The organism is Enhygromyxa salina, assembly GCF_000737335.2.
Lineage (GTDB): Bacteria > Myxococcota_A > Polyangia > Nannocystales > Nannocystaceae > Plesiocystis > Plesiocystis salina_C.
Genome location: NZ_JMCC02000063.1, coordinates 1 through 24,497 on the forward strand (window position 1 = coordinate 1; position 24,497 = coordinate 24,497).

19 protein-coding genes are annotated in these 24,497 nt (G+C 68.4%); 13 read left to right on the forward strand and 6 right to left on the reverse strand.

What is annotated here, in order from left to right:
* On the reverse strand, positions 1-3,373 hold a 3,373-nt coding region (locus DB30_RS23225), incomplete at its 3' end, for an Hsp70 family protein (protein ID WP_153258392.1).
* A 141-nt stretch (positions 3,374-3,514) separates the two neighbouring features.
* Positions 3,515-4,195: a glutathione S-transferase family protein gene (locus DB30_RS23230; protein ID WP_052552666.1), complete on the reverse strand. Its 681-nt coding sequence runs from the start codon at positions 4,193-4,195 to the stop codon at positions 3,515-3,517.
* An 84-nt stretch (positions 4,196-4,279) separates the two neighbouring features.
* Here DB30_RS23230 and DB30_RS23235 point away from each other — a divergent pair, with 84 nt between their 5' ends.
* The 8 genes from DB30_RS23235 (at position 4,280) to DB30_RS23270 (ending at position 10,289) form a co-directional block, all read left to right on the forward strand.
* Entirely contained in the window at positions 4,280-4,948 is a 669-nt protein-coding gene (locus DB30_RS23235) for a DUF3152 domain-containing protein (RefSeq protein ID WP_165703912.1), read from the forward strand.
* Positions 4,949-4,966: 18 nt separating this feature from the next.
* On the forward strand, positions 4,967-5,986 hold the full coding sequence (locus tag DB30_RS23240; RefSeq protein WP_052552671.1) for a hypothetical protein: 1,020 nt from the start codon (positions 4,967-4,969) through the stop codon (positions 5,984-5,986).
* A gap of 9 nt (positions 5,987-5,995) precedes the next feature.
* Complete coding sequence (locus tag DB30_RS23245) at positions 5,996-6,358, forward strand: DUF971 domain-containing protein (protein ID WP_052552673.1); 363 nt, start codon at positions 5,996-5,998, stop codon at positions 6,356-6,358.
* Positions 6,355-7,374 (forward strand): TIGR02996 domain-containing protein, encoded by a 1,020-nt coding sequence (locus DB30_RS23250; RefSeq protein WP_052552675.1) that lies wholly within the window; start codon positions 6,355-6,357, stop codon positions 7,372-7,374. The genes DB30_RS23245 and DB30_RS23250 overlap by 4 nt, the downstream gene beginning before the upstream one ends.
* A 357-nt stretch (positions 7,375-7,731) precedes the next feature.
* The gene (locus tag DB30_RS23255) at positions 7,732-8,676 is read left to right on the forward strand and encodes a hypothetical protein (RefSeq protein WP_052552676.1); all 945 of its coding nucleotides are present in this window, start codon (positions 7,732-7,734) and stop codon (positions 8,674-8,676) included.
* A gap of 118 nt (positions 8,677-8,794) precedes the next feature.
* Positions 8,795-9,376 carry an LOG family protein gene (locus tag DB30_RS23260; RefSeq protein WP_052552678.1) on the forward strand — a complete coding sequence of 194 codons (582 nt, stop codon included), beginning with the start codon at positions 8,795-8,797 and terminating at the stop codon, positions 9,374-9,376.
* A 208-nt stretch (positions 9,377-9,584) separates the two neighbouring features.
* Positions 9,585-9,899, forward strand: coding sequence for a DUF4234 domain-containing protein (locus tag DB30_RS23265; protein WP_052552681.1), 315 nt, complete (start codon positions 9,585-9,587; stop codon positions 9,897-9,899).
* 150 nt (positions 9,900-10,049) lie between these two features.
* Positions 10,050-10,289: a hypothetical protein gene (locus tag DB30_RS23270; protein ID WP_052552683.1), complete on the forward strand. Its 240-nt coding sequence runs from the start codon at positions 10,050-10,052 to the stop codon at positions 10,287-10,289.
* Between the two features lie 18 nt (positions 10,290-10,307).
* Here DB30_RS23270 and DB30_RS23275 read toward each other — a convergent pair whose 3' ends face one another.
* Genes DB30_RS23275 through DB30_RS23290 form a run of 4 tightly spaced genes read right to left on the reverse strand, consistent with a single transcriptional unit; the run spans position 10,308 to position 19,096 of the window.
* Positions 10,308-12,659: an FG-GAP-like repeat-containing protein gene (locus tag DB30_RS23275; protein ID WP_146660253.1), complete on the reverse strand. Its 2,352-nt coding sequence runs from the start codon at positions 12,657-12,659 to the stop codon at positions 10,308-10,310.
* A gap of 56 nt (positions 12,660-12,715) precedes the next feature.
* Positions 12,716-13,414, reverse strand: a complete 699-nt coding sequence (locus DB30_RS41610) for a hypothetical protein (RefSeq protein ID WP_052552687.1) — start codon at positions 13,412-13,414, stop codon at positions 12,716-12,718.
* A 40-nt stretch (positions 13,415-13,454) separates the two neighbouring features.
* Positions 13,455-17,237 carry a WD40 repeat domain-containing serine/threonine protein kinase gene (locus DB30_RS23285; protein WP_052552689.1) on the reverse strand — a complete coding sequence of 1,261 codons (3,783 nt, stop codon included), beginning with the start codon at positions 17,235-17,237 and terminating at the stop codon, positions 13,455-13,457.
* Between the two features lie 35 nt (positions 17,238-17,272).
* Positions 17,273-19,096 carry a peptidylprolyl isomerase gene (locus DB30_RS23290; protein ID WP_052552692.1) on the reverse strand — a complete coding sequence of 608 codons (1,824 nt, stop codon included), beginning with the start codon at positions 19,094-19,096 and terminating at the stop codon, positions 17,273-17,275.
* Positions 19,097-19,361: 265 nt separating this feature from the next.
* Here DB30_RS23290 and DB30_RS23295 point away from each other — a divergent pair, with 265 nt between their 5' ends.
* The 5 genes from DB30_RS23295 to DB30_RS23315 all read left to right on the forward strand — a co-directional run bounded on the left by DB30_RS23295 (position 19,362) and on the right by DB30_RS23315 (position 24,457).
* Entirely contained in the window at positions 19,362-20,396 is a 1,035-nt protein-coding gene (locus tag DB30_RS23295; RefSeq protein WP_052552694.1) for a rod shape-determining protein, read from the forward strand.
* Positions 20,397-20,403: 7 nt separating this feature from the next.
* Complete coding sequence (mreC, locus tag DB30_RS23300) at positions 20,404-21,288, forward strand: rod shape-determining protein MreC (protein ID WP_146660257.1); 885 nt, start codon at positions 20,404-20,406, stop codon at positions 21,286-21,288.
* Positions 21,289-21,700: 412 nt separating this feature from the next.
* A complete protein-coding gene (locus tag DB30_RS23305; RefSeq protein ID WP_240480308.1) occupies positions 21,701-22,306 on the forward strand; it encodes a DUF4331 family protein in 606 nt (201 codons plus the stop codon).
* Positions 22,307-22,309: 3 nt separating this feature from the next.
* The gene (locus DB30_RS41615; RefSeq protein WP_052552700.1) at positions 22,310-23,032 is read left to right on the forward strand and encodes a DUF4331 family protein; all 723 of its coding nucleotides are present in this window, start codon (positions 22,310-22,312) and stop codon (positions 23,030-23,032) included.
* 87 nt (positions 23,033-23,119) lie between these two features.
* Positions 23,120-24,457 (forward strand): tetratricopeptide repeat protein, encoded by a 1,338-nt coding sequence (locus tag DB30_RS23315; protein WP_165703913.1) that lies wholly within the window; start codon positions 23,120-23,122, stop codon positions 24,455-24,457.
* The last annotated feature ends 40 nt before the right edge of the window (positions 24,458-24,497 follow it).

Here is a 24,497-nt window from a genome sequence, read left to right on the forward strand (position 1 = left end):
CGGGCTCCGAGTCGATGGCGGCGGACTCGGGGTCGAGGTCGCTCGCGGCGGGCTCGGGGGCGGGGTCGCTCGCGTCGGGCTCCGAGTCGATGGCGGCGGACTCGGGCTCGAGCTCGCTCGCGTCGGGCTCCGAGTCGATGGCGGCGGGGTCGCTCGCGTCGGGCTCCGAGTCGATGGCGGCGGGCTCCGGCTCTTTGGTGCTCACATCCGCGTCAGCGTCTCCGGCCCCGGCTTCGCTGGCGGCGATGTCCGTGTCTAGCTCGTCGGCGTCTACCTCGGCAGCGTCGTCGTCGGGGTTCGAGTCGTTGGCCTCAGCCTCATTCTCGGCTTCGTTGGCGCCGGGGTTCGAGTCATCGGAGCCGTCGGCCTCCGCCTCGACTTCGTGGGTGCTGGGGGTCGCGTCGTCGGCCTCAGCCTCGGGTTCAGCGTCGTCGGGCTCGGGCTCGGGCTCGGGGGCGTCGGCGTCCGCTTCGGCAGCGATGTCGTCGGGCTCGTCGGCGTCGGCAGCGGTGTCGTCAGGCTCGGGCTCGAGGGCGTCGGCGTCCGTTTCGGCAGCGGTGTCGTCGGGCTCGGAGGCGTCGACGTCCGTTTCGGCAGCGGTGTCGTCGGGCTCGTCGGCGTCGGCGTCCGCAGCGATGTCGTCGGGCTCGTCGGCGACGGCGTCCGCTTCGGCAGCGATGTCGTCGGGCTCGGGCTCGTCGGCGTCGGCGTCGGCAGCGGTGTCGTCGGGCTCGTCGGCGTCGGCGTCCGTTTCGGCAGCGGTGTCGTCGGGCTCGGGGGCGTCGGCGTCCGTTTCGGCGGCGGTGTCGTCGGCGTCGGCGTCGGCGTCCGCTTCGGCAGCGATGTCGTCGGGCACGGGCTCGTCGGCGTCGGCGTCCGCTACGGCAGCGGTGTCGTCGGGCACGGGCTCGTCGGCGTCGGCTCCCGTTTCGGAAGCGGTGTCGTCGGGCTCGAGGGCGTCGGCGTCCGTTTCGGCCGTCGGGTCCTCGGCGTCGACGTCCGCCTCGGTCGCCTCGGTCGCCTCGGTCGCCGCGTCGTCGGCCGTTGTCTCCTCGGTGGCGTCGGCGTCGGCGTCGGCCGTGGCTTCCGTGCTGTCTGCGTTCTCCACCTCCGCGAGCTCGTCGTCCTCCACCTCGTCGGGCTCGGGCTCATCGGCGCGGCGCAGCTCGAGCGGCGCGACCCGATCGTTGCTGCCATAGTCATCCTCGCCGTCGTCGAGGTCGGCGAACTCGTCGGCTTCCGCGGCCTCGTCCTCGCTGGCCTCGTCGCCGGACTCGCTGGGCTCGATCGCCACCGCGTCATCATCGAGCTGCGCGCGCAGCTTGGTCGGCAGCGCCTCGATCAGCCCAGCGAAGGCCTCGAGCGCCAACGGCAGCAGCTCTTCGTCGCCCTGCTCGAGCGCGGCCTCGGTGTCCTTGCCCCACGTGACCAAGCTGGTCCGCAGCAGATCGTCAACCCCGGCGTTGAGGTTGGCCAGCCACGCCTCGTTGATCTTGGCGAGCTTGGCCACGCGCTGGCGCAGGCGATCGCTGCGATCCCGCGCCGCCGCGAGCTTGGCCCGCGTCCGCGCCTCGAGCCGCAGTCGCGCGAGCGCCCGCGGGCTCAGGCCCACGCGCTCGCTCAGCGTCAGCGACAAGCTGGGATGATCGACGCGCAGGCCGATGCAGCCAGCGGCGTCGAGCTCGATGTGGAGCTTGGCCTGCTTGCGGCTGCCGCTGTAGCCGTCAACGAGCACCCGCAGGGCGAGCGCGCGCTCATCGTCGTCGGCCTCGTGGAGCTCGAGCAGCGCGCGACCTTCTTCGTCGAACTCGACCAGCGGGATGCTGCGGACCACGGGGGTTGGTGTGCCGCGGTCGATCAAGCGCCGCGTGGTGCCGCCGAGGGTCAGCCACAGCTCGCGGCTGGCGATGTCGACGACCCGGGTCTGCGGGCGCCGTTGGTTGCGACGGTGGGCCTCGAGCGCGAGTCCGCGCACGACGAAGTCATCGTCGAGGGCGGCGGTCGCCAGCTCGGTCTCGGGCACCCGGCCGAGCAGCGCCTCGATCCGATCCTGAATGACGGGGACCCGGGCGCTGCCGCCGACGAGCACGACCGCGTCGAGCTCGTCGGGATCTTGGCCGGCGTCCTCGAGCAGCGCCTGCGCGAGCGCGGCGGTGGCCTCGACCAGATCGTGGATCAAGCGCTCGAAGCGGCTCCGCTCGAGGGTCACGAACAAGTGCTTGGGCCCGCTCGCGTCGGCCCACACGAAGGGCAGGCGGATCTGGTGCTGCTCGTCGTCGCTCAGCGCTCGCTTGGCCTTCTCCGCCACGTCGCGCATCCGGGCGCGGACCGTGGCGTCGCCCGACAAGTCGACCTCGTTGGCGTCTTCGAACTGGCCGAGCAGCCAGTTGACGATGCGCTCGTCGATGTCGTCACCGCCGAGGTCCGCGCGGCTGCGGGACGCGAAGATCTCGACGTTGCCGTCGTCGAGTCGCGCGAGCGCGGCGTCGAAGCTGCTGGCGCCGAGGTCCAACAGCAGCACGGTCTGCTCGCGGGTTTCGTCGGCTTCGCTGCTGCCGTCGTCTGCGTCGTCGGCCTCGTCTGCGTCGCCGGGCTCGTCTGCGTTGGCCTCGCCAGAGTTGGCGTCGTTTTCGTCGTCGCTCTCGTCGCTTTCGTCGTCAGCTTTTTCGTCAGCTTCGTTCGCGTCGTCGTCGTCGCGTCCAGCGACGAGAGACGGCCCGGCGCGACCCATGAGCGCGGTCTCGAGCCCGCGAATGCCCAGTGCGGCTGCGCCCTCGCGCTCGAGGGTCGCCCAGGCCAGGGCCGCCGCGGTGGTCCCGTGAACCAGCTCGACCTGCTCGAGCCCGGCGACGCGGAGCGCGTGAACGAGCGCGCGTCGGCGCGCGTCGCTGCTGCCGGGGGCGATCGACACGACCGCGCGCTCGATCACGAGGTCATGAGCGCGCTGAACCTGCTCGATGATCGACTGGGCCAGGGCCCCAAGCACCCGCGGCACCGGCCACGCCTCGCCGGCCAGGCGAAAGTGCACGTCGCCACCGGGGCCGCGCTCGACCGCGACCTGCCGCCAGCGATCGTCGTCCAGCTCCGCGAGCTCATGGCGGCGACCCGCGAGCCGCAACGCCCCAAACACTTGGGTCCGGGGCTCGGTGATCGCCAGCCGGCGGGCGACGTCACCAAGCACGAGCTGGTCTTTGGGTTGGTGCACGCGGCTGGTGTCGAAGCCCACGATCGTCGGGATTCGCCCACCCTCGGCGGGGAACGTGAGCACCTGCGGCCGACCATCGACGATCAACGCGGCGCGCACCGAGGCGCTGCCGAGGTCGAGCACGAGGATCGGGTCGGGTCGGGAGTTCGTGGGCTTGCGGGCGCGCATGAGAGACGCCGCAGCCTGTCCGCGGCGACGGATCGGTGTCAAGCCGGCGCAGGCGGCGTTACGCGGCGATCGGACAGTTTCCGTGGTTCGCGTCTGCGCGACTTGGAGATCTAATCGCGCGGCGCCTGCCGGGCGAAGGCGTCACGACGAGCCGAGCTGCGAGCCAACCCAGGAGTCTGCCCGGTCGCCGAGGTAGGCCCGATACAGCTCACGCAAGTTTGGGACCGCCGAGCGCTTCACGGACTCGAGCTCGAGCGCGGCTGCATGCCACGCGCGGACCTTGGGCAGTCCCTCGAACACCGCCAGCTCCGGGACGATCTCCACGGTCCAAAACGTGCGCAGGAGCACGGGGATCGTGGCGGTGTCGACCAGCGACAACTTGTCGCCGGTGAAGAACGGCCCGACCAGCTCGGCTTCGACCCGCGCGAGCTTGCCATGTAGCGCCTGCGCGTGCTCGATCGCTGCCTCTCGCGTGCTCGCGGTGCCCATCCGCCACGAGTCGGCGACCATCGCCGAAGCAAACTCGATCATCGCCCGGTGGCGCGCCCGCACCAGCGGGTCGGCGGGCAGCAGCGAGTCTGGGGTGATCTCGTCCAGGTACTCGTTGATGACCGCAGACTCGAACAGCACGATCGCGCGCTCGTCTTCTTGCACCACCAGCACGGGGACCTTGCCGAGCGGCGACAGATCCAGAAACCACTGGGGCTTGTCGTCGAGGTCGATGAACTCGATCTCGTAGGGCACCTGCTTGTGCTCGAGCGTGATCGCCGAGCGCTGGACGAAGGGGCAGGTGGCAGCAGAGATGAGCTTGAACGTGGGCATGGAACGCGGATGGGGTTCGCGCAGCTGGCCCCGATGTTACGCGGGTAGCCGCGCGGTGGGGGCGGCGTGTATGATCGCCACCCAGTGTCGTTGAATTTGTGGTTGTTGCAATGGTTGTTGAGTGCCCGCGCGCTGTTCGTGGTCGAGCCCGAACAAGCGCTCCAGGCTGCGCAAGAGGACATCCTGGGGGCGAAATTCTGGGTGCTGCGTGATCCCGCGCGGCCATCGGTCACGCCCGCGCAGGCGCGCCAACGCCACGCGATTGGCTATCGGGTGTTGCTCGAGGTCGGGCTCGAGTCGGAGCTCCCCGACTGGCTGCGTACAGTCGACGAGGTGCTCGCAGATCCGCGCGGGTGGCAAGGGATCGGTCGCGAGTTCGTGCGGGTCGAGTCCAACGCGCGCTTTAGCGTGTTGCTCGCGCGGCCCAGCACCATCGATCTTCTGTGCGCGCCGCTGCGGACGGGGGGCGTGCTCTCGTGTGGCCGCAAGGGCCGGGCTGCCCTCAACCTCACGCGCTGGCGCGAGGGCACGCCGACCTGGGGCGACGACGTGGAGGGCTATCACCTGTACATGATCAACCACGAGGTTGGGCACCTGCTCGGGATGCCCCACCAACGCTGCCCGGAGGCCGGCGGGCCCGCGGCGGTCATGCAGCAACAGACCATCGAGCTCGACGGCTGCACCCCCCACGGTTGGCCGTCTCCGACCGAGGTCGAGCGGCTCCGGGCGATGCGGGCCAGCTGGGGCCGGTGACCGGGTACAATCGCGGCGATGCAGTCGCTCTCGCGCGCGTGCCCGCTGTGTGGGGTCGACGACGAGGGCCAGCCAGACCCGCTTGGTGTGTACCGATGCCGCGGCTGCGAGATCGAGTTTCGTCCGCCATTGCGTGTGCCGATCCGCCGCGCGGGGGTCAGCGCGGTCCCGGTTGCGGGTTCGGACAATCGCGCGGTCATGTGGATCCTCGCGGGGGTCGGCGCGACGATCGGGGTGGCGATCGCGGCGGGGGACAGCCAAGCACCGAGCAAGCCGGCGCCGTTTCAACTCGACGAGATCAACCTCGCGGTACCAACATTCGAGCCGGTCCACCTCAGCGGGCTCGAGGGGGTCGAGGAGCTCTACGACCCGTTTGCACGGGTAGAGCTCGAGCACGAGGTCCACGCGTCGGTGTTCGACCATGGTGACTTCGTGGCGACCGGGCTGTTGCGCAACCCCAGCGCGGCCGCGCTCGGCGATGTCAGCATGCACGCGCGCTTCCTCGACAGCACGGGCGCGCTGGTGGCCACCCTCTCGGCCACGGTCGCGTGCCTCGCCATCCAGCCAAACGAGGTGTGCGCGTGGAGTCTGGACGCGCCCGTGCCTGTCGCGAGCGAGGTCGTGTTCGAGGCCAACGGCGCGCGCGGGCTGCTTGTCGACCTGCCGACGCTCGCGGCGCGCGGGCGCTTTGATCTGCAGGGTAAGGCGATCACCAAGGTCGCGGTGCCGAGCGCCCAGGGCTTGCGCCTGAACCCCCCGAGTCCTCGTGGCGCCCGCGACGACACGGCGTGGACGGTGATCTTCCCAGTCGACGCGGGCACCGTGCTGCTCGACAGTTGGGCCGCGGTCACCAGCCTCGACGAAGAAGATCAGGTGCTGGGCGTCGAGCTAGCGACGCGCTCCGATCCTCAGCTTGGTGACGCCGAGCTTCGGATATCGGTCGCGGTCGCCCAGCACGAGGGCACCCACGCCTACGAGGTTCGCGTTGGCGGTCACGTGATGCGGCAGCCGGTCGATCCCGGCGTCCCCCCGCTGTAACCTGCAGCGATGGCCCGCCCGACCGATGTGGCTCACAGCCCCAGCGACAACACCCTGACGATCACCTGGTCCGACGGCGTCGCTTCGACCTACCCGGTCCCGTACTTGCGTAGCTGGTGTCCGTGCGCGGGCTGTCAGGGCCACTCGACCCGGATCGCCTACCTGGGATCGCCAGCGACCACCACGATCGCCGGGCTGTGGGAGGTTGGCGCGTACGCGCTTGGCGTGAAGTTTGGCGACGGTCACGACGACGGCATCTACACCTGGTCGTGGCTGCGGCGGATCGCGTTCGAGAGCCCGCCGGTCGGGCCCAAGCGCGGCGCGTTCGAGAACGGGGTCTACGCGCCGCCGATCGAACCCGCGGCGTCATGAGCAACGCCAAGCTCGCGCAGGCCGTGGCGCAGGTGAACCTCAGGCGCGCCCACGCGGCGGTCTGCGCCGGGGACGACGAGGCCGCGCTCGCGCGCCTGCTGACCGCGTGGGTTGCCGTGCGCGATCGGGCGATCGCCGATCAGATCGACATTGTCTCGCACCGGGCGGCCCAGCGCAGGCCGCCCGTGACCGACGAAGCCTCCTGGTTTGCGCGGACCCGCGACGCCGACTGTGTGGAGCTCGGGCGCCTGCTCGAGAAGCTTCCGCGGCGCGCGTCGCTGCTGGTGCCCGGGCTCGAGGCGCTGTGCGAGCGCGGGCCGGATCCTCGCCTGGCTTCAGTGGCGATGCGGCTGCGCGCTCAGTTGCCCCACGAGTTGACGCGCAGCCTGGCGATGCTGCGTCACCTCGATCCCGCGTACCACGAGACGACCCTCGCACTTCGAGCTGCCGCGTCGGATCCGATCGAACGATCCTCGCTCGACGCCATGCTTGCGGACCAGCAGGCGCTGGCCCAGGTCTGCGCGCTGCGCTTGGATCCTGACGGCGCGGCTTGGTTGGCGATGCTCGACGTCACGAATGTGGTGAGCAAGCCGGCGAGGAGCTTCGCCGCAGCGCAGAACAGGCGCCGTCTCGCGCTGGCGACCCCTCGCTTGGATCCGGGCGTCGAGCTGCTCGCCCGGATCGCCGTGACCCCATCCGAGCGGCGGCAGCGAAAGGTCTACGCCGATCTGCTCCAGCAGCGCGGCGACCCCCACGGCGAGTTCATCGCGCTGCAGCTCCGCGACGAGCAAGGCGAGCTCGACCGGACTGGCGGCCAACGCGTCGAGGTGTTGCGCCACCAACACGAGCGCGAGTGGATGGGTGGGCTCGCAGCCGTGCTGGATCTCGAGCGGCTGGAATTTGTCGCAGGCTTTGCGGCGCGCGGTGAGTTTGTCGCGCTCGACGGTACGCAGATGCTCGGCGCCCGCGAGGCGGTCTGGCTCGAGACACACCCCGGCGTCAGCACATTCGTGTAGCGCTGGATTGGTACAAACTGGCGACCTGTTTCGATAGCAGTCGAGCGAGCACGTCAATACAAATTTGCGCTGGCGTGCAAATCATGTTAGGTTGTATGAGTTCGTGTCCCGTGGAGGCGCCCCGCGCTTCCGGTCGATACGCTCCGACCGGGCTTCTTGGCCCGTTACTACGCTAGCTAGGTCGCTAGTCATCGCTGGGTGCCACTCGGGCGCCCGTCAATCAGCCAATGCGCGAATCATCGCGCCTTCGCACTGCAAGGAGAACATCGCATGCAACCCACCACCCATCAACCTCCTCATACACCCGCTGGCTCCGAAGTCCAATTGGTTCGTCATCAGAGCCGCAAACACTGGGGCGTGGCCGCGTTGTTGTGGGAGCAGGACGGCAAGCGCGGCTATCAGTTCTCCGATGGTAAAATGCGAGTGTTCAAGCAGGGATTCTATCACCTGTTCGAGACCGCCGAGGCGCCGGGTGACGGCAGCGCCAAGGCGGTTCGGCGTTTGGCCCGACTCGCCCGCGCCGATGGTGTGACAGAGGCGACCCGGCTGCCAACGCTGCGCGACCAGATCTTGCTGTTTCGGCGCAGCTACCCCAAGGGTTTTTATGGTGATGCGTGGATGGCAAAATGTCGCGGTGTTGGGGTTCGCAAGGCGCTCAAGCGGCTCAAGCGGCATCGCGATCCGGCGATCAGTGACGCGCACCAGCTCAGCGCGGCGCAGCTCGCCCCGCTGGTCAAAGCCGGTGATCATGCGCAGATCCTCGATCGCATGATCGCGGTGGCCGAAGCCACCAACTTGGTCCCGGGCGCGCACGTGAAAAAGCTGCGCAAGCTCTCGCCGTCCCGCGAGCTGACGACGGCCGTCTACGAGTGGATCACCTGCGAGCAAGACAACGATGACGCGGATCGCCGCTTCAACCACCTCGTGCGGCAGCTCGGTGATGCCGGGACCTGGCCAGTCGTCACGTCGTTGCGGGGGTTGCTCGAGGCGGGCGAGCACGTGTGTGTGCGGCCAAGCGTGTTCAGCAAGCAGGCCAAGCTGCTGCTGCCAAGCTTCAGCGCCGAGTCACGGCCGCGCTACAAGAGCTACGTTCGCTACCTGCACGTGGCCAACGTCGTCCGCGACGAGCTCACCGAAGCGGGGTTCGAGCCGCGTGACCTGCTCGATGTCCATGACTTCATGTGGGAGACCCTGCGGCCGGCGGCGCGCGAGGATCTGATCGCCCAGTACGAGCTGCCGCCGCCCGCGGTCGCCGAGGTCGCCCCAGCAGTCGCACCGGTCGCCGAGCAGGCCGCTGCCTGATACCTGACACCTCGTTGGGCGAGGCCCTCTTTCAGGGGGCCACCCCTGTCGAGCTAGCTAGAGCGAGGGATGAGCGCGGCGAGCCGGCCCTCGTGCTCCCGCGTGCTATGCAACGCCCATGCAGCGAATCTGCGTGTTCTGTGGTTCGGCCGCCGGAGTCTCCCCAGCGTATGCCCAGGCCGCCAAGCAGTTTGGCCAGGCGCTCGCGGGCCGGGGTCTGGGCTTGGTGTTTGGCGGCGGAAACGTCGGGCTGATGGGGGCGGTCGCCAACGCGGCGCTCGAGGCCGGAGCCGAGGTGATCGGTGTGCTGCCCAAAGCCCTACAAGCGCGCGAGCCCGGACACCAGGGGCTGACGCAGCTGCACGTGGTCGCGGGCATGCACGAGCGCAAGGCGATGATGGCCGAGCTGTGTGACGGCTTCGTCGCCTTGCCTGGCGGCCTCGGCACGCTCGAGGAGCTGTTTGAGGTGTGGACCTGGGCGATGCTGGGCTTTCATCGCAAACCGGTCTGCCTGCTCGATGTCGGGGGCTACTGGGCCCCGCTGTTGGCGATGGTCGAGCGCATGGTCGATGACGGGTTCGTGATCGCGGCCCACCGGCGAATGCTGATCGTCGACGACCGTATCGAGAGCCTGCTCGATAAGATCTCCGAGTATCAGCCGCCACAGGTCCCCCGCTGGATCGGCGACGGCGAGACCTGAACGAGGTTTAGCGGCCCGGGCCAGGGCGGGAGGGCCAGGATGTGGCGAGCGCGATGCCGCGCTCGAGCGCTCGAGTGTGCCCGCTCGGACCCCTCTGGTTCCTCTTGCCATGCGTGAGCGGCCCAGTCATGCTCGCCGCTCGATTGTCGGAGGATTTGCGAGGCGCTGGGCCAAGCAGAATCCCGACTCCCACCGACAGGAACCAAGCATGTTCGAGAAGAGCCCCATCTCCGTCCTCATCCTCTCCTTCGTCACCTTCGGCATCTACGGCATCATCTGGATGTACAAATGCTCCGAAGAGATGAAGCAACGCGGCGTCGAGCTGCCCAGCTTCATCCTCGTGTTCATCCCCATCGCCCAGTTCCTCTTCATTTGGAAGTTCTATCAGGGCGTCGAGAAGCTGAGCAACGGCGAGCACACGGCCTCGATGTTGTTCCTGTTCTCGCTGCTGGGCCCGCTGGCCCTCGTTTCGTTCTGGCAGACCCAGACCACCTTCAACAAGGTCGCTGGCGTCGCAGGCTGAACCCCGGTCTCCCACCTGTGCCCGGCTTGTCGGGCCAGGTTGGGCTCCCCCGCTGATGTTGATCGTTAGATTAGATATGCTGCGGCATGCCGCAACGAACGCTGCCCTCGGTGAACCGACGCGGCGGATCGAGCTCGGTTTGCCCAGCGCGTGGCGGACAGCCTGGGGCCGGGCGGTGAATGGCTGAGCCTCGTTGGCAGCACCGAAGGGCCCGCGCGCGAGCAAGGGCCCCCGCGCCGCTCGGCGCGTGATCTCGTCGAAGCGGTCGAGCCGGTGCTCGAGCTCATCGAGCTGCGCTCGAGCGAGTTTGACGGGAGCGTCGCCAAGGCTTGGCAGCTGCTCGCTCGCGTCCGCGAGGTCCCAGCGCAGCCGTCGACCCGGTGGACCTGAGCTTGGCGCGGCGCGGCGTCAGCCGATCGTTGGGCACAGCTCGACGGGCCCGAAGTCGTTGTTGTCCTCGATGCACTCGTTGAAGTCGTTGCCGCCCATGCCGTCGTCGTCGACTGACACGCTGACCTCGAAGGGCGCGGCGCCAGGCAGCGGGACGCTGAGCCCAACCTTCACGCAGCCGCCGGCCGGGATCGCCTGAGTGGTTTGCACGGTCCCAAGCACGCCCGCGTTGGTCTCACTGAAGGTCACGTCAACCCCAGGCCCGACGCCAAGGCAGCCCTGATTGCAGATCCGCACCGACACCCCCAGCTCGTCGATGCACATCCCAACGGCCTGGAGGTCCTGGGCGACCAGATCCGGCGCGCAGCCGTCGACGCCGCCTTGGCTGTTGCGGCGGTACGAGTTGTAGGGCTTGGACATGGGGAATTCCCAGTTGTTGGGCTCGACCACGGGGATCTGGCCCGCCGCGTTCACGTTGGTGATGTGATAGGTGTGCTGATTCCAGATCGGCAGGGTCCCCACCCAGTTGTCCAGACGATCCTCGAATACCTCGATCCCTGCGTCGCCAATGTTGCCCTGATCGAAGTTGTTGTTGGTCGAGACCACCAGCTCGGCCTTGAAGTCGCCGTCGACGTCGGCGACGACCGGGTACTCGACCCGGGTGCCCGACGAGGTGATGTCGATGAACAGGATCTCGGCGTCGGTCATGTTCTGATCGCAGTTGGGGCCGGCCGGGTCGAGGGCGCAGTCCGGCTCGACGCCAGGGTAGATCCGCAGGTACCACTCGTCGGCGTAGATGACCTCGCTGCGCCCGTCGCCGTCAAAGTCGAACACCGATGAGCCGGTCCGGTTCGAGGACACGTCCTTGGTGACGGCGTCCCACAGCTTGGTCATCGTGTTGACCCCGTCGAACTGCACGACCACGTAGCGTGAGCCGCCCGCAGAGCCGATGTCCGGGAACCCGTCGCCGTCGAAGTCGGCGATGTTGGGGGCCCCGCCGCTGCCGCCACCCGGAATCGAGAACGTGGCCAGTTGCGCGCCGGTTGGGCCGTCGAGGATCACGATGTTGCCGCCGCGCACGACGACGACCTCGGGGATCCCATCGAGCTGAAAGTCGGCGACGCCACAGTAGCCGTCGCCGCCGCTCTGCCACATCGTCGAGCCAGTAAAGTCGACGCCGACCGTGCCGGTGAAGGTGTAGGCCGTGCCGCCGCCGATCAGCTCGGGGCGAAGATCACCGTCGAGGTCGGCCACGCACGAGAGCGTCGCGTAGGAGCTGTTGGTCCCCAGCCCGCCGTTGCCAGCCCACAGCAAGCTGCCGTCGCTGGCGTAGATCTCGCGGCCGTGGGCGATCTCGGCGTCGCCGGACAGATCGAAGTTGGCGAGCGCGGGCGCCCCCGACACGAGGTTGGCCGCGAGCACGTTGGCGGTCTTCCAGATCGGGTTGCCCTCGTGATCGATGAGTTGGAGGTGTTGGTCGGCGCTGACGTTCACGATCTCGAGATCGCCGTCGTAGTCGATGTCGCCGATCGCAGGGATCGCCGTGCCGTCGCTGCGCCAGGCTGGATCGCCGAGTGACCACAGCTTCTCGCCAGTGTCACCGTGGACCGCCCGCAGCACACCGTTGTTGGTCCAGCTGCTGGGCTCGTAGCTGTTGAAGATGACCTCGGGGATGCAGTCGCCGTCGAGGTCCGCGACCATCGGCGAGGCCATGACCTGATGGTGCTGGGGGTAGTCGTCGGGCTGCGGGACGTGGTGGGGCCAGGTCACCGCGCAGCCGCCGTTGTCGCAGATCTCTTCTTTCTGGCAGTCGCTGTCGATCATGCAGTTGCGAGGCTTGCGAACCCCCCACGACCAGCGCGGGACTGGATCGAACACGCCAGGCTCGGGCATGAAGGTGCAGGTCTCGTCGGCCAGGTTGGGCACACACAGGCCCAGGTCGCCGTCGCAGATCTCACCTTCGGCACAGTCGGACTCGGTCTGGGTCGCGCAGCCAAGCTCGGAGCAGGGGCCACCCGGGATCACGCATTGGCCGACGTAGCAGATCTGGCCGTCTCCGCAGCACTCACCGGGCGCGACGCCGCATGGATCGGTGTCGCCGCAGTCGAGCACACACTCGAGCGTGTTTGGGTCGCAGGCTTCGTCCGCAGCGCAGCAGTCGTCGCCGCAGGGGTTGGTGCACGCGTCACCGTCACCGTCGCCGGGGTCACCGTCGCCGTCGCCCGTGGGGAGCTCGTCACCGGTGCCGCTGCCGTCGATCGTGGTGACGCCCTCTTCGGTGCCGAGCGTGGTGTCACCGTCCGCGCCGCTGTCGCCGCAGGCAACGGTCAGGGCGGTGAGGCTGACGAGGGTCAGGGCAACGTGTCGCATGGCGTGGTTCTCCACGGAATCGGCAGGGGCTGCAAGCTTGGAGGGTGAGAACGGTCTCAGCAGCCGAGGTGGGCGGCTTGGCAGTCGTCGAGCTCGAGCGGCAGGCTCTCGCAATCTGGGCCTTCGCACTCGCAGCCGTTGACCGCCACGCACATGGCCCCATCCCAAGCCCAGCCGAAGAACTGATCGCACAGACCCACGCCGAGGGCCTGCTCCGGAGCGCACTCGGGCGGGGGCTCGGTGCACTCCGCGTAGGCAGCTTGGCAGCTGGGCTCGTCCCGGTACAGGGCGTTGCAGTCGCTACCTTCACAGGTGCACAGGATCTGATCGCAGACGGTGCCGTCCCAGAACCATCCGCGTGGGTTGAAGCACTCTTCGGGGCCGTTGGCGGCGTCCATCGCGGAGCAACCTGGGTCGCCGTCGCCGTCGCCGTCGCCCGTGTCACCGTCGCCGTCGCCGTCGCCGTCACCCGAGTCGCCATCGCCGTCGCCGGAGTCACCGTCGCCGTCGCCCGTGTCACCGTCGCCATCGCCGGAGTCGCCGTCGCCGTCACCATCGCCGGAGTCGCCGTCACCGTCGCCCGGGTCGCCATCGCCATCGCCATCGCCATCGCCATCGCCATCGCCGGCGGACTCAGTCGTGTCGGCGCCGCCCGAGTCGGCGGGGCTCGAGTCGTCGGCGCAGCCAAGTGAAGCCAGCGGGCCAAGCAGCAGCGCGAATGTCAGTGAGGGTTTTGTGAACTCGAGCCAAGTCATGCTCGAAGTCTACCCTGGCCTCGGAAGCCGCGGCGCGAGATCACAGGTCGTCGAGCCAACGGACGCTGCACGCCGCGTTCGCCTGGGTTGCGGCTTCGGGCGACTCTCCGACGAAGCGCATGCGCTGCTCGGGGCTCAGGCACACCTGCGTGGCTTGCATCACGCGGGCCTGCAGGTTGCCTGGGTCGAGCGAGTCGCCCAGCGACCACAGCGGCAGCTGGGTGGCAAACCCGGCCACGGCGACGCGTCGGCCTGCGTCGGCGAACGTGACCAGGTTGAGCTGGAAGCCGGCGTCGAGCACGATCGGGTCGCCGCCCTGGGTCGGCCACAGGCGCAGCATGCCATCGAGGGAGACCGCCGCGATCAGCTGACCATCGGGGCTGAACTCGACGTCCCTGACCTCGGCGGCGGCGCCTGAGAGCACCACCGGCTCGCCGGGATTGTCGAGATCCCACAGATAGGTGTGGGCGTCGCTGCCAGCGGTGATCAAGCGCCTGCCTTCGGGATCGAACTCAACCCCGTTGATCTGGTAGGGGTGCTCGAGCACGAGCGGCGCCGCGTCGGGCTCTGCGACGGTCCACACCCGCAGCATGCAGTCGATGTCCACGGACGCGAGCCGGCCGCCATCCGGTGAGAAGCGCAGGTAATTGATGCGGTTGGTGTGGCCGACCAGCTGGGTTGGATCGGCTGCGGGTCCGCCCGACGTCGCCTGCAGCAGGGATTCGCGGTCCCACAGGTTGATCAGGCTGTCGCCGCCCGCCGACGCCAAGGTCTGGCCGTCGGGCGAGAATTCGACCGTGGTCATCGATGCCATCGCGCTGCGGTGTGGGTGTTGGCCAAGCCGCAGGGCGGACGGGGCTGGCGGCGGGCTCGAACCAGCGGGGGCGGGCGTGGCGTACGAACCAACCGGCCAGACGAGGACCGTGCCGTCGAGGGTCGACGCGCCCAGCAGCTCGCCCTGGCCGTCGAGCGCGAGCACGCGGATCGGGCCAGCGTGGGTGAGCAGGGTCGCCGCGGGCCGCTCGGGGTCGAGCACCCATGTGCCGGTGATCCGCCACAGTCGCACCTGCTCGTGGGTGTCGTCTGCGGTGGCCAGCAGGCGAGGGAACGCGTCGAGGCTCACGACCACGCGCCCGCTGTGACCTTCGAGCGCGGCGGGGCGCTGGCTCACGGCTGGCGCCGGGCCGGGATCGGTGACCGGCCACACCCGCACCGTGCCGTCTAGCGAGCCACTGACCAGCACCTTGCCGTGGCGAGCGAGCGTCGAGATGTCGTCTTGGTGCCCGTCCAAGCCGCGCGCGACGTGCTGCCAGTTGGTGTTCCACACCCGCACGGTGCCGTCGCTCGACCCCGAGTACAGCCGGGTCCCGTCCGGCGAGTAGCGGACCCGAAACACCTCCGTGGAGTGACCGGCGAGCCGCAGCGGGGGGCCACCTTCGAGCGGCCAGACTTGGACGAGGCCGGGCCGCATCCCCAGGGCGAGAAACCGTCCGTCGGGGCTGAAGTCGGCGCTCCAGACCGAGCCGGCCTTGGTCGCGAAGACTTGCGGGGGTCCAGTTAGCTCCCCGCTGTCGTCGAAGGTCCACAGCTTCGCGGTCTCGTCGTGCGAGACCGTGACCACGCGCAGGCTCTCGGGCGAGAACCGGGCCCGGGACACAGCGGCGTCGTGCTGCAGGATCGCGTGGGCCTGCAGCGGGCCGGTCGCGCTGGGGTTGAAGCGATAGACGCGAGCGGTGTTGTCGTCCGATGTCGTGACGATCAGGCTCATCCGACCATTGAAGTGCACGTCGCCGACCCTGTCGGTGTGACCCTCCAAGATCATCGGCGGCCGCGCTGGCTCGTCGACCGACCACACCCTGGCCTTGTTGTCGCCCGACGCTGCGACGATCCAGCGGCCGTCGGGCGAGAACTCCGACCACCACACGATCGACTTGCCGACGCGGTAGACCGTGGAGTCATCGGGGGCGTCGAGTGACCAAATCCGCGCCGTGCCGTCGCGCGAGCTGCTGACGACCTTGCTGCCGTCGGGGGAGAAGCGGGCCGACCACAGGACCGACTCGTGCCCCTTCAGCACCAAGGGTTCTGGCGCTGGCGCTGGCGCGTGGGTGGTTGGCGGCTTGGGGACCTGCCAGACCCGCGCCGTGCCGTCGCCGCAGGCCGTGACCACGCGCTGGCCCTGGCGGTCGAAGGTTACCGAGACGACCTTGGCCGGGTGTTGCAGCACCGTGGGCGGTCCGCCGTTGGTCGGCCACAGCCGCGCGGTCCCGTCGAAGCTCGCCGACGCGACCCAGTCGCCCGTGCTCGCGACGTCGATGAAGACGACACGGTCGGTGTGTCCACGCAGCACCCGCTCGCTCAACGGATGTTGGAGGGTGTTGACGACCGCCGAGGCCCACCCAGGTGTCGTGGCTGCGTGCTCGACGTCGCGCAGCAACGCCGCGGCGACGTCGGGCTCGCGCTCGAGTCCACGCGCGGCCAGGACCCGAGCGGTGTCGCGGGCTCGCACTGCGCTGGCGGTCGCGTCGATCAGCGCCAGATCACGCTCGGCTTGGGCCTGGACCTGTTGGGCGTGGGCGAGCGCCTCTTCGCGTCGGGCCTCATCGCGCGCGCGCTCGGACGCGACGGCGCTGCGCATCTGGTCGCTGGCGAACGCGCCAAGGCCGAAGATCGCGAGCAAGCTGACCGAGATGAAGGCCGTCTTGCGCCGCCGTCGTCGCCGCCGGGCTTGGGGGTCGCGGCTGAGCGCGGTCAGCAGCTGATCCATTGTGGGCCAGCGCGCGCCAGGCTTGACCGAGAGGCCGCGCACCACGACTTCTCGCACCCAGCCAGGGACGTCCGAGCGCGACGGGATCGGCCGCAGCTGGCCGGTGATCACGCTCAACATCAAGGCCGCCGGGTTGTCGCCGGGGAACGGGCGCTCGCCGTACAGGGCCTCGTAGAGCGCGACGCAGAAGCTGAATTGATCGCTGCGCGCGTCGACGGGCCCGTGCTCGAATTGCTCGGGTGACATGTACGCCGGCGTGCCGATCAGCGCGCCGGTCAAGGTCAGCGGCGTCGACAGTGGATCGATGAACTCGTCATGTCCGCCGCTGTGGTCGCGGCTGCGGGCTGCGGCCGCGGTCACGTCGAGCTCCAACTGCTGCGCCTCGACCCCCGTCCGTCCAGAGTTGGCGGTGCTCTGGCTCGCGTCCGCGGCGAGCTTGGGTTCGGGCGCGCGCGCGATGCCAAAGTCCAGCACCCGCACGCGCCCGTCATCACCCACGATCGCGTTGGCCGGCTTGAAGTCGCGGTGAACGATGTGCGCTGCGTGGGCAGCCGCGAGCCCGCGCCCGGCCTCGATGTAGCGATCGAGGACAGTCCGCCACCGCGTCGGCGCGGGCGGCTGGGCCCGGGTCCACTCGGCCAAGGTCGGGCCGGTCACGAACTCCATCGCGACGAACACCTGCTCCTCGTGCACGCCGACCTCGTAGACATGCACGACGTTCGGATGCGAGAGCCGCGCCATCGCCTGGGCTTCTCGGCGGATCCGCGCTTGCGAGTCGCCGCGGGCCCGCGTCACGTGGACGAGCTTGATCGCCAAGCGCCGCTCGAGCTCGTTGTCGTAGGCGGCATAGACCACGCCCATGCCGCCCTCGCCAACGCGGCGCAGGATCACGAAGCGATCGATGCGGCTTGGATCTCCGCTGTAGTCGACCCCGTCGCCAGCGAGGGCGGTGCCGTCGCCGTCCGTCAGCAGCGTCTCGAGGCCAGACGACAACCCAGACGACAAACCAGACGAGGGCGGGTTGCTGTCATCCTTGCCATCGAGCGTGCCCTCGTCCATCGCGGGCCTCCCCGTCTCTCGTCAGCCGTGAGTGTTCAGGAGCCCGGTGGTGCGCCGACGTTGCCTTGCCCGCGCAGCATCATGGCCAGCTGCAGCAGCCCGCCGCGGTCGCCGACGCGATCGCACACATGATAGGGGGGGACCAGCGGGACGCCGTCGGCATCTGCGGGGGTCTCGCCGCCGTAGTTCATCAGGGCTTTGACCGTGTTCTCGTTGACGCGGATGTCCACGCGCGCCTTACCAAGGAAGCATTGGTTCTTGGTGAACCCGCTGATCACACCGTTGGCGCGCTGGGTTGCGAGCTCGCGGTAGAGCTCGCTGCGGGCCTCGACGAAGCCTTCGCGCGTGGCCGTCTGGCGCTCATCGACCGCGGCGATGGCGAACCCGCCCGGCACTTCAAACACCTCATCGAGGATCGGCGCCTTGGGGTCGCTGTTCCACGCCTTGTTGGTCAGCGTTGGCTGTGCGCCGATCCCCGGGACCGACTGGCCGTTGGCGAACAGCCCGGTCTCTTCGATGGTTCGTTTGGGCGCGCCGTTTGGCTGGCCGAGCCCGAGATCCTCGATGTTCTCACCGCCGAGGTTGGGCAGCCCACCGGGGCCGCCGAGCGCCGGGGTGCCAGGCGAGAACAGCTCGTCGAGATCGGTCCCAGAGGTGACGGCGAGCAGCGCCTCTTCGGCCGCGCGCTTGGCAAGCTCGCGGCCCCGAACGCTGCGCACCGCGTTGGTAGCGAGCTCGCGCTTGGCGATGTCCTCGGGGACGTCACCCTCGCGGTGGCCGGCGACCATGACCAAGTACAGACCTTCTTCGCCGTCGATCAGCTCCGAGACCTGGCCGTCCTCGAGCGTCTGCGCGGCCTGGTCGATGACCGGCTCGAGCCCGCTGCCCGAGTCGGTGACCTGGGCCCAGCCGTAGTATCCACCCGAGCGGGCCGTGTCCGCGTCGATCGACAGCTCACGAGCGACGGCCGCGAAGGTCTCGCCACCTTCGGTGATGCGGCTGCGTGCCGCGGCCACGGCCGCGCGCGCGGCCTCGAGCTTGGCCTCGTGCTCCGCGACCATCTCGGCTGGGGACCCGGGCGGCGGCGCGATCGGCTTGGCAAACTTGATCAAGCGCAGATCGACCTGGGCCGGGAGCTTCAAGAACCGGGCTTGGTTGGTCTCCCACGACTCTTGCAGCGAGTCGGCGTTCTTTTCGATGTAGGCGTCGATCTCGTCGTCGGTTGGATCGACGATCTCGGAGTAGTCGCTGACCGGGAACCGCACGTAACGCAGCGATAGCTGGTTGTTGTCCGCCTCGTACTTGGTCCACAGCTCGGCCTCGGGCACCGTGACCGACGCCGCGATGAGATCTCGAACCTGGCGAGCGAGCAGCTCTTGCCGTTGGATCTCGAGGTAGCGGGCCTCGGACACGTTGAACTGCATCAGCCCGCGCTTGAGCATCTCGTAGTCGAAGGCGTCCTTGTCGGCCCACGGCCACGGGCGATCTTGATCCAGGACGATCAAGAACCCGTCCTTCGTCAGGAGCTCCGCGTCGCGCAGCTCAGCCCCAAGCCCGAGCTCTTCGCCAACGTGGACGAGCACGAGGCGCTCGATGACAGCTTCGAGCACCTCTTCGCGCACGCCCATGTTCTGGGCTTCCTCGCCTTCGGGCAGCGGGATCACCCACGAGATAGCCCGACGTTGGTACGCGAAGTCTTCCTTCGTGACGTTCTCACCGTGCACCTTCAGCAAGCCAGACTCCCCGAAGGACAGCTGGTCCGACGGCAACCCGAAGGTGAAGCCGAAGGCTAAGGCGAGGACGCCAAGGATCAACCAGACGACGATGTTGCCGCCTTTTCCGCGCTCGAGGCCAAGCATGGGTGCGGCGAACTCTAGCCCACCTCGGGGCCCGCCACGAGGGGGTAGAGCAGATCGCGCTGACTCCGGTGGGTGAGCGGTCTGACACCGTCTGCGCTGGCACCCCCTGATCAAACCAAGGCTTGCCCGTTCTCGTGTTGGCGTGTATTTCACGACAGTTGCGAGCTCCGGCGCTTGTCGCTCACGCTCACCGCCAGACCCACCCACGAAGCCTTGGAACAGGCTGGGCCGGTCAGGCGTCCCTCGACCCTCCACGTGCACCCGCATGCTGTTCGACTGGGTATACGGCCTCTTCTCCAACGACATGGCCATCGATCTCGGGACGGCCACGACCCTGATCTATGTCAAGGGGAAGGGCATCGTCGCGCACGAGCCCAGCGTCGTCGCGGTCCAGAAGCAGGGCGGGGTCGTCAAGCGGGTGCTCGCGGTCGGCAAAGAGGCCAAGGAAATGCTCGGCCGTACGCCGGGCAACATCGTCGCCATTCGGCCCATGAAAGACGGCGTGATCGCCGACTTCGAGGTCACCGAGGCGATGATGCGGCACTTCATCAACCGGGCCCACAACCGCCAGACCCTGGTCAAGCCGCGCATCATCATCTGCGTCCCCTCGGGCATCACCGAGGTCGAAAAGCGGGCGGTCCGTGACTCGGCGCTGGCCGCCGGTGCCCGCGAGGTGTTCTTGATCGAAGAGCCCATGGCCGCCGCGATCGGCGCAGGCCTGCCGATCACCGAACCCGGGGGCAACATGGTCGTCGACATCGGCGGCGGCACGGCCGAGGTCGCCGTGATCTCGCTCGCGGGCATCGTCGCTTGCAAGAGCGTCCGCGTGGGCGGCGACAAGATGGACGAGGCGATCGTCCAGCACATCAAGCGCAAGTACAACCTGCTGATCGGCGAGCGCACGGCCGAGCGGGTCAAGATCGAGATCGGCACGGCCGCGCCGACCGACGTGGTCATGACCATGGAAGTCAAAGGCCGCGACTTGGTCGCAGGCATCCCCAAGACCGTCCTGATCGACTCCGACGAGATCCGCGAGGCGCTGTCCGAGCCGGTCTCGCAGATCGTCGACGCCGTGCGGGTCGTGCTCGAGCGCGCGCCGCCAGAGCTGTGCGCCGACATCGTCGACAAGGGCATCGTGCTGACCGGCGGCGCCGCCCAGCTGCGCAACCTCGACGTGCTGCTCTCGGACGAGACCGGGCTGCCGGTGTTCTTGTGCGACGAGCCCGAGTTCGCCGTGGTCTTGGGCTCTGGCGCCGCGCTCGACGAGATCGACATCCTGCGCGAAGTGGCGATCGAGTAGGGCAGCCGTGGCTGTTTCTCTTCGTGACGTGCGTAGCGGGGCGATCATCGTCTTGCTTCTGGGCATCCCGCTGCTGCTGCTGCGCTCGACGGTCGCGGATCCGCATCACATGAACGGCTTCGACCGGGCCGTGCATCGGATCGGGGCGCCGCTCGAGGCTGGCGTGACCTACTCGGCCCGCTGGGTCGGCAGCTTCTTCGAGCGCTGGGTGTTCCAGGCTCGCATGCTCGACGAGAAGCAGGCGCTCGAGGAGCAGACCCGCGACTTCAAGCGCCAGCTCGTCGAGCTCGCGCAGCTCCGCGAAGAGAACCGACAGCTGCGTCGGGCCCTACAGATGCGCGACCAGGTCCCCGAAGATCTGCTCTCGGCCGCGGTCACTGGCGTCGAGCAGTCGCCGTTCTTTCGGGTCGTCAAGATCTCCGTCGACCGCGGCGACGACTACGTGCGCCCCGACATGGCCGTGCTCGCGCCCGACGGCGTGGTCGGGCGGATCAATCGAACCCACGCGCAGCACTCCGACGTCATGCTGATCACCGATCCCGAGAGCAAGATCGCCGTCGAGGTCGCGCGGACCCGGTGCCCCGGGATCCTCGAAGGCGCGGGTGAGGATCACTGCAAGGTTCGGATCATCTCGTGTGATGAGCCGGTGATCGAAGGCGACGTAATCCAGACTTCTGGCGTCGACGACCTGTTTCCCAAGGGACACCCGGTCGGGCGGGTGATCTCCGTGGATCGGCGGGTCAACGCGCAGCTGGTCGACGTCGTCCCCACGGTTCGGTTTGATCGCTTGGATATGGTCTGGGTGGTGTTGGCCAACGCACCCGAGGCGGATCCGCAGGCTGGCAAGCCGCGGGCGCGCGTGCCTGCTCGCGGGTTCTCACCGCTGCGATGACGCGGCCGAGCGACCCCACAACGCGGTAGCGATGAGCCGCCACCCGAGCGAGGTCTCTCTCGCCGCGGCCCAGGCCAAACGCATCGAGTAGCCTTCGCATCGTGCCCCACAACATTAGCAGTCGTGGGTTTGGGGGCTCGCTGATCCCTTTGCCATTTGGCGGAGCTTTGTCGGGTTGTTTTCGGGTCTACGCGCGGTCCCGCACCGGCTTCGGGACTGGGGTGGCCGAAGGAACAGTTGCGCCGTGACACCGAGGGTGGCGATCCCAACACCCATGACGTGGGTGCCACAGCAGATCGGCGATCACGAAGTGGTGTGGCAGCGCGGAATTGCCGTTACACTCGATGACGTATCTTCGGAGACAAACATGAAAAAAACTCGACATGAAAATCAACTGAAGCCGAAGTTGAAGGTGGTCGCAGCGCTTGGCTTCGCGGCCGCGATGCTGCTCGTCAACGACGGCGTTCAGGCGGCCGACCACACCGAGGCCCCCGGCACGCAGGCGGACCCCCCCGCGGACATCACGGATTTCTACGCGTGGGAGGCTCCCGATGACAAGTTGGTCGCGGTGGTCAACTTCGCGGGGAAGACCGAGGCGGGCGCCGATCCGACCTACGATACGCAGGTGCTCTACGGCATCCACATCGACAACGATGGCGACAACATCGCCGACATCGACATCTGGTGCCGGTTTGGCACCAACATGGCGGAGGACCTGTGGGGGATCCAGTGCCTCAACGTCCCGGGTGCCGCGGATACGGACACCAACGGAGAGGTCGACGGGGTGATCGACGGCGGGAACGGCACGAAGATCTTCGCCGGGCCGCGCGACGATCCCTTCTTCTTCGACCTCCAAGGCTACCTCGAGACCTTGGACAGCGGGACCCTGAGCTTCGATCCAACGCGCGACAGCTTCGCGGGTACGAACGTGACCTCGATCGTGATCGAGATGGACGCGCTCGCCGCTGCCGGTGAGGGCACGACCCTTCAGATCTGGGCCACCACGGGGAGGCTCTAAGCCATGTCATACGCAAGCAAGACCTTGATGCTCAGCCTGCTTGTCACTCCGCTGATCTTCGGCGGCGGGTGCAAGAACGACGACGTCGCTGAAGAGGGGACCACCGACACCACGGGTGACGGGGATGGTGACCCGAGCGGTGATGGTGATGGGGACCCTACCGGCGACGGTGATGGGGATCCGGCGACCACGGGTGATGGTGATGGGGATGGGGATGGGGATCCGACTGGCGATGGGGACGGGGATCCGCCGGATCCGATCGTCTATTCCGACGCCGCGGTGGAGGACTACACCCGCGTCGATCGCATGGGTATGCCGGCGGTCAACACGGCGCTGATCATGTCGAAGGACGAGTACAACGCTGCCAACCCGACGGACGACGTCGCTTTGGACTTCGGGCCGGAGGTTATTGCGAGTCTGACCGGTCTTCACGCGGCGCTGGACGATGACCTTTTGGGTGTGATGCTTACGCCCTGCGCCCCGAATCAGTGCTTGAACCAGGCCAGTCCGCTGGTCATCCCCGACACTCTGAAGATCGACCTGGACGACGACGACACCTTCCCGAACGGGCGGGCGCTGACGGATCCGGTCATGGACGTGACGTTGGGGCTCATCATGCTCAACCTGATGGTCCATGAGGTGACGACCTTGGTCGGCGTCCTCAACCCCACGGAGAACGACGTGCCCTTCGAGGCCGACTTCCCGTACCTGGCGCCGCCGCACTAGTTCGCGGCCCACGGCCAGTGTTCACGGGGCTGGGCCATACACATGGCTCAGCCCCTGCTTCGTCTTCTCTCGCTCCTTGCTGCTTCGATGATCTCTCGCACCTTCATACCCATTTTGCTCGCTGCCGCGCTCTCGCTCGCTTGTTCGCGCTCGTCGTCCGAAGCCGACACAAAGCCCACCGCCCACGATCCAGGCGGCCCAGCGCCCAAAGGTTCGAAGGCCCTCAATTTCAACCGCGACGCGAGCAGCTTCGACGCCGCGCTCGCGGAGCTCGACAAGAACATCACCGCGACCGCCGAGCGAGCGGCGAAGCAGACCGACTCGTGGTTGGTGCTCGAAAAGCTCGCCGGCTTGTACATGAGCCGCGCGCGGCTCAGCGGTAGCTACGACGACTACGCCAAAGCCCAGGCGGCCCTCAACCAAGCGTTCGAGCGCGCGACCGAGGGCTCGGGCCCGATGCTGACGCGGGCGTCGCTCAACTTCACGCTGCATCGGCTCGCCCCGCCCGAGCTGATCGAAGCGGACCTGGCCGCCGTCGAGGCCCGACCCATCGTCGACGATCCAACCCGGGCGTTCATCGCCGGCATGCGGGGCGACGTCGCCCTCGAGCGCGGCGAGTACCCCGAGGCGCGGGCCTTCTACGACGCCGCGCTGGCGCTCACGCCCAAGAACGCGTCGCTGCTGGCCAAGCTCGCGCAGTGGCACTGGCGTGTCGGTGAGCTCGACGAGGCCGAAGCCCGCTACCGCGAGGCCGAGGCGCACATGCTGGCGAGCTCGCTCGAGGGCCGCGCGTGGGTCCAGCTCCAGCTTGGCCTGATCGATCTCGGCCGTGGTCGCTACGACGACGCGTTCGAGCACTACCGCGACGGCACCGATCTACTCGGCGGCTGGTGGTTGCTCGAGGAGCACATCGCCGAGATCGCCACGCTGAAGCAGTATGACGAGTTCGCGCTCGAGCTCTACACCAAGATCATCGAGCGGACCGGCAAGGGCGAGTTCTTGGATGCCAAGGCAGGGCTGTTGCAGGCCGCGGGCGACGAGGCGGGGGCGAGCGCGCTGGTCGAGCAGGCGACCGCCGTGTACGAGGCGCAGCTCGAGGCGTTTCCCGAGGCGAGCTACGGACACGCGCTCTCCCACTATCTCGAATTTGGACCGGCCGCTCGCGCGCTCGAACTCGCCGAGGCCAACCATGTCCTGCGACCCGGGGTGCCGGCGAAGATCTCGCTGGCCGAGGCGCGGCTGGGGGTCGGCGATGTCGCGGGGGCCCAGCAGATCATCGATCAGGCCCTGGCGACCACGTGGAAGTCGGCGGATCTATTCTGGGTGGGGGCGCTCGTGTACACGCAGGTCGGCGACGAAGCTCGCGCGACGCAGCTGCGCGAACAGGCCGTCGCGCTGCACCCGACGATCGCGGCTGACTACTGAGGGCTCCGCTCGCCAGGGCGTGGTCTGGTAGACGGGTGGT

Coding starts and splice junctions, on each gene's coding strand:
- DB30_RS23230 (WP_052552666.1), bottom strand. CDS start 4,195: ATGCCCACGTTCAAGCTCATCTCTGCTGCCACCTGCCCCTTCGTCCAG.
- DB30_RS23245 (WP_052552673.1), top strand. CDS start 5,996: ATGGCCCGCCCGACCGATGTGGCTCACAGCCCCAGCGACAACACCCTG.
- DB30_RS23285 (WP_052552689.1), bottom strand. CDS start 17,237: ATGGACGAGGGCACGCTCGATGGCAAGGATGACAGCAACCCGCCCTCG.
- DB30_RS23295 (WP_052552694.1), top strand. CDS start 19,362: ATGCTGTTCGACTGGGTATACGGCCTCTTCTCCAACGACATGGCCATC.
- DB30_RS23290 (WP_052552692.1), bottom strand. CDS start 19,096: ATGCTTGGCCTCGAGCGCGGAAAAGGCGGCAACATCGTCGTCTGGTTG.
- DB30_RS41615 (WP_052552700.1), top strand. CDS start 22,310: ATGTCATACGCAAGCAAGACCTTGATGCTCAGCCTGCTTGTCACTCCG.
- DB30_RS23315 (WP_165703913.1), top strand. CDS start 23,120: ATGATCTCTCGCACCTTCATACCCATTTTGCTCGCTGCCGCGCTCTCG.
- DB30_RS23240 (WP_052552671.1), top strand. CDS start 4,967: ATGCAGTCGCTCTCGCGCGCGTGCCCGCTGTGTGGGGTCGACGACGAG.
- DB30_RS23260 (WP_052552678.1), top strand. CDS start 8,795: ATGCAGCGAATCTGCGTGTTCTGTGGTTCGGCCGCCGGAGTCTCCCCA.
- DB30_RS41610 (WP_052552687.1), bottom strand. CDS start 13,414: ATGACTTGGCTCGAGTTCACAAAACCCTCACTGACATTCGCGCTGCTG.
- DB30_RS23250 (WP_052552675.1), top strand. CDS start 6,355: ATGAGCAACGCCAAGCTCGCGCAGGCCGTGGCGCAGGTGAACCTCAGG.
- DB30_RS23275 (WP_146660253.1), bottom strand. CDS start 12,659: ATGCGACACGTTGCCCTGACCCTCGTCAGCCTCACCGCCCTGACCGTT.
- DB30_RS23265 (WP_052552681.1), top strand. CDS start 9,585: ATGTTCGAGAAGAGCCCCATCTCCGTCCTCATCCTCTCCTTCGTCACC.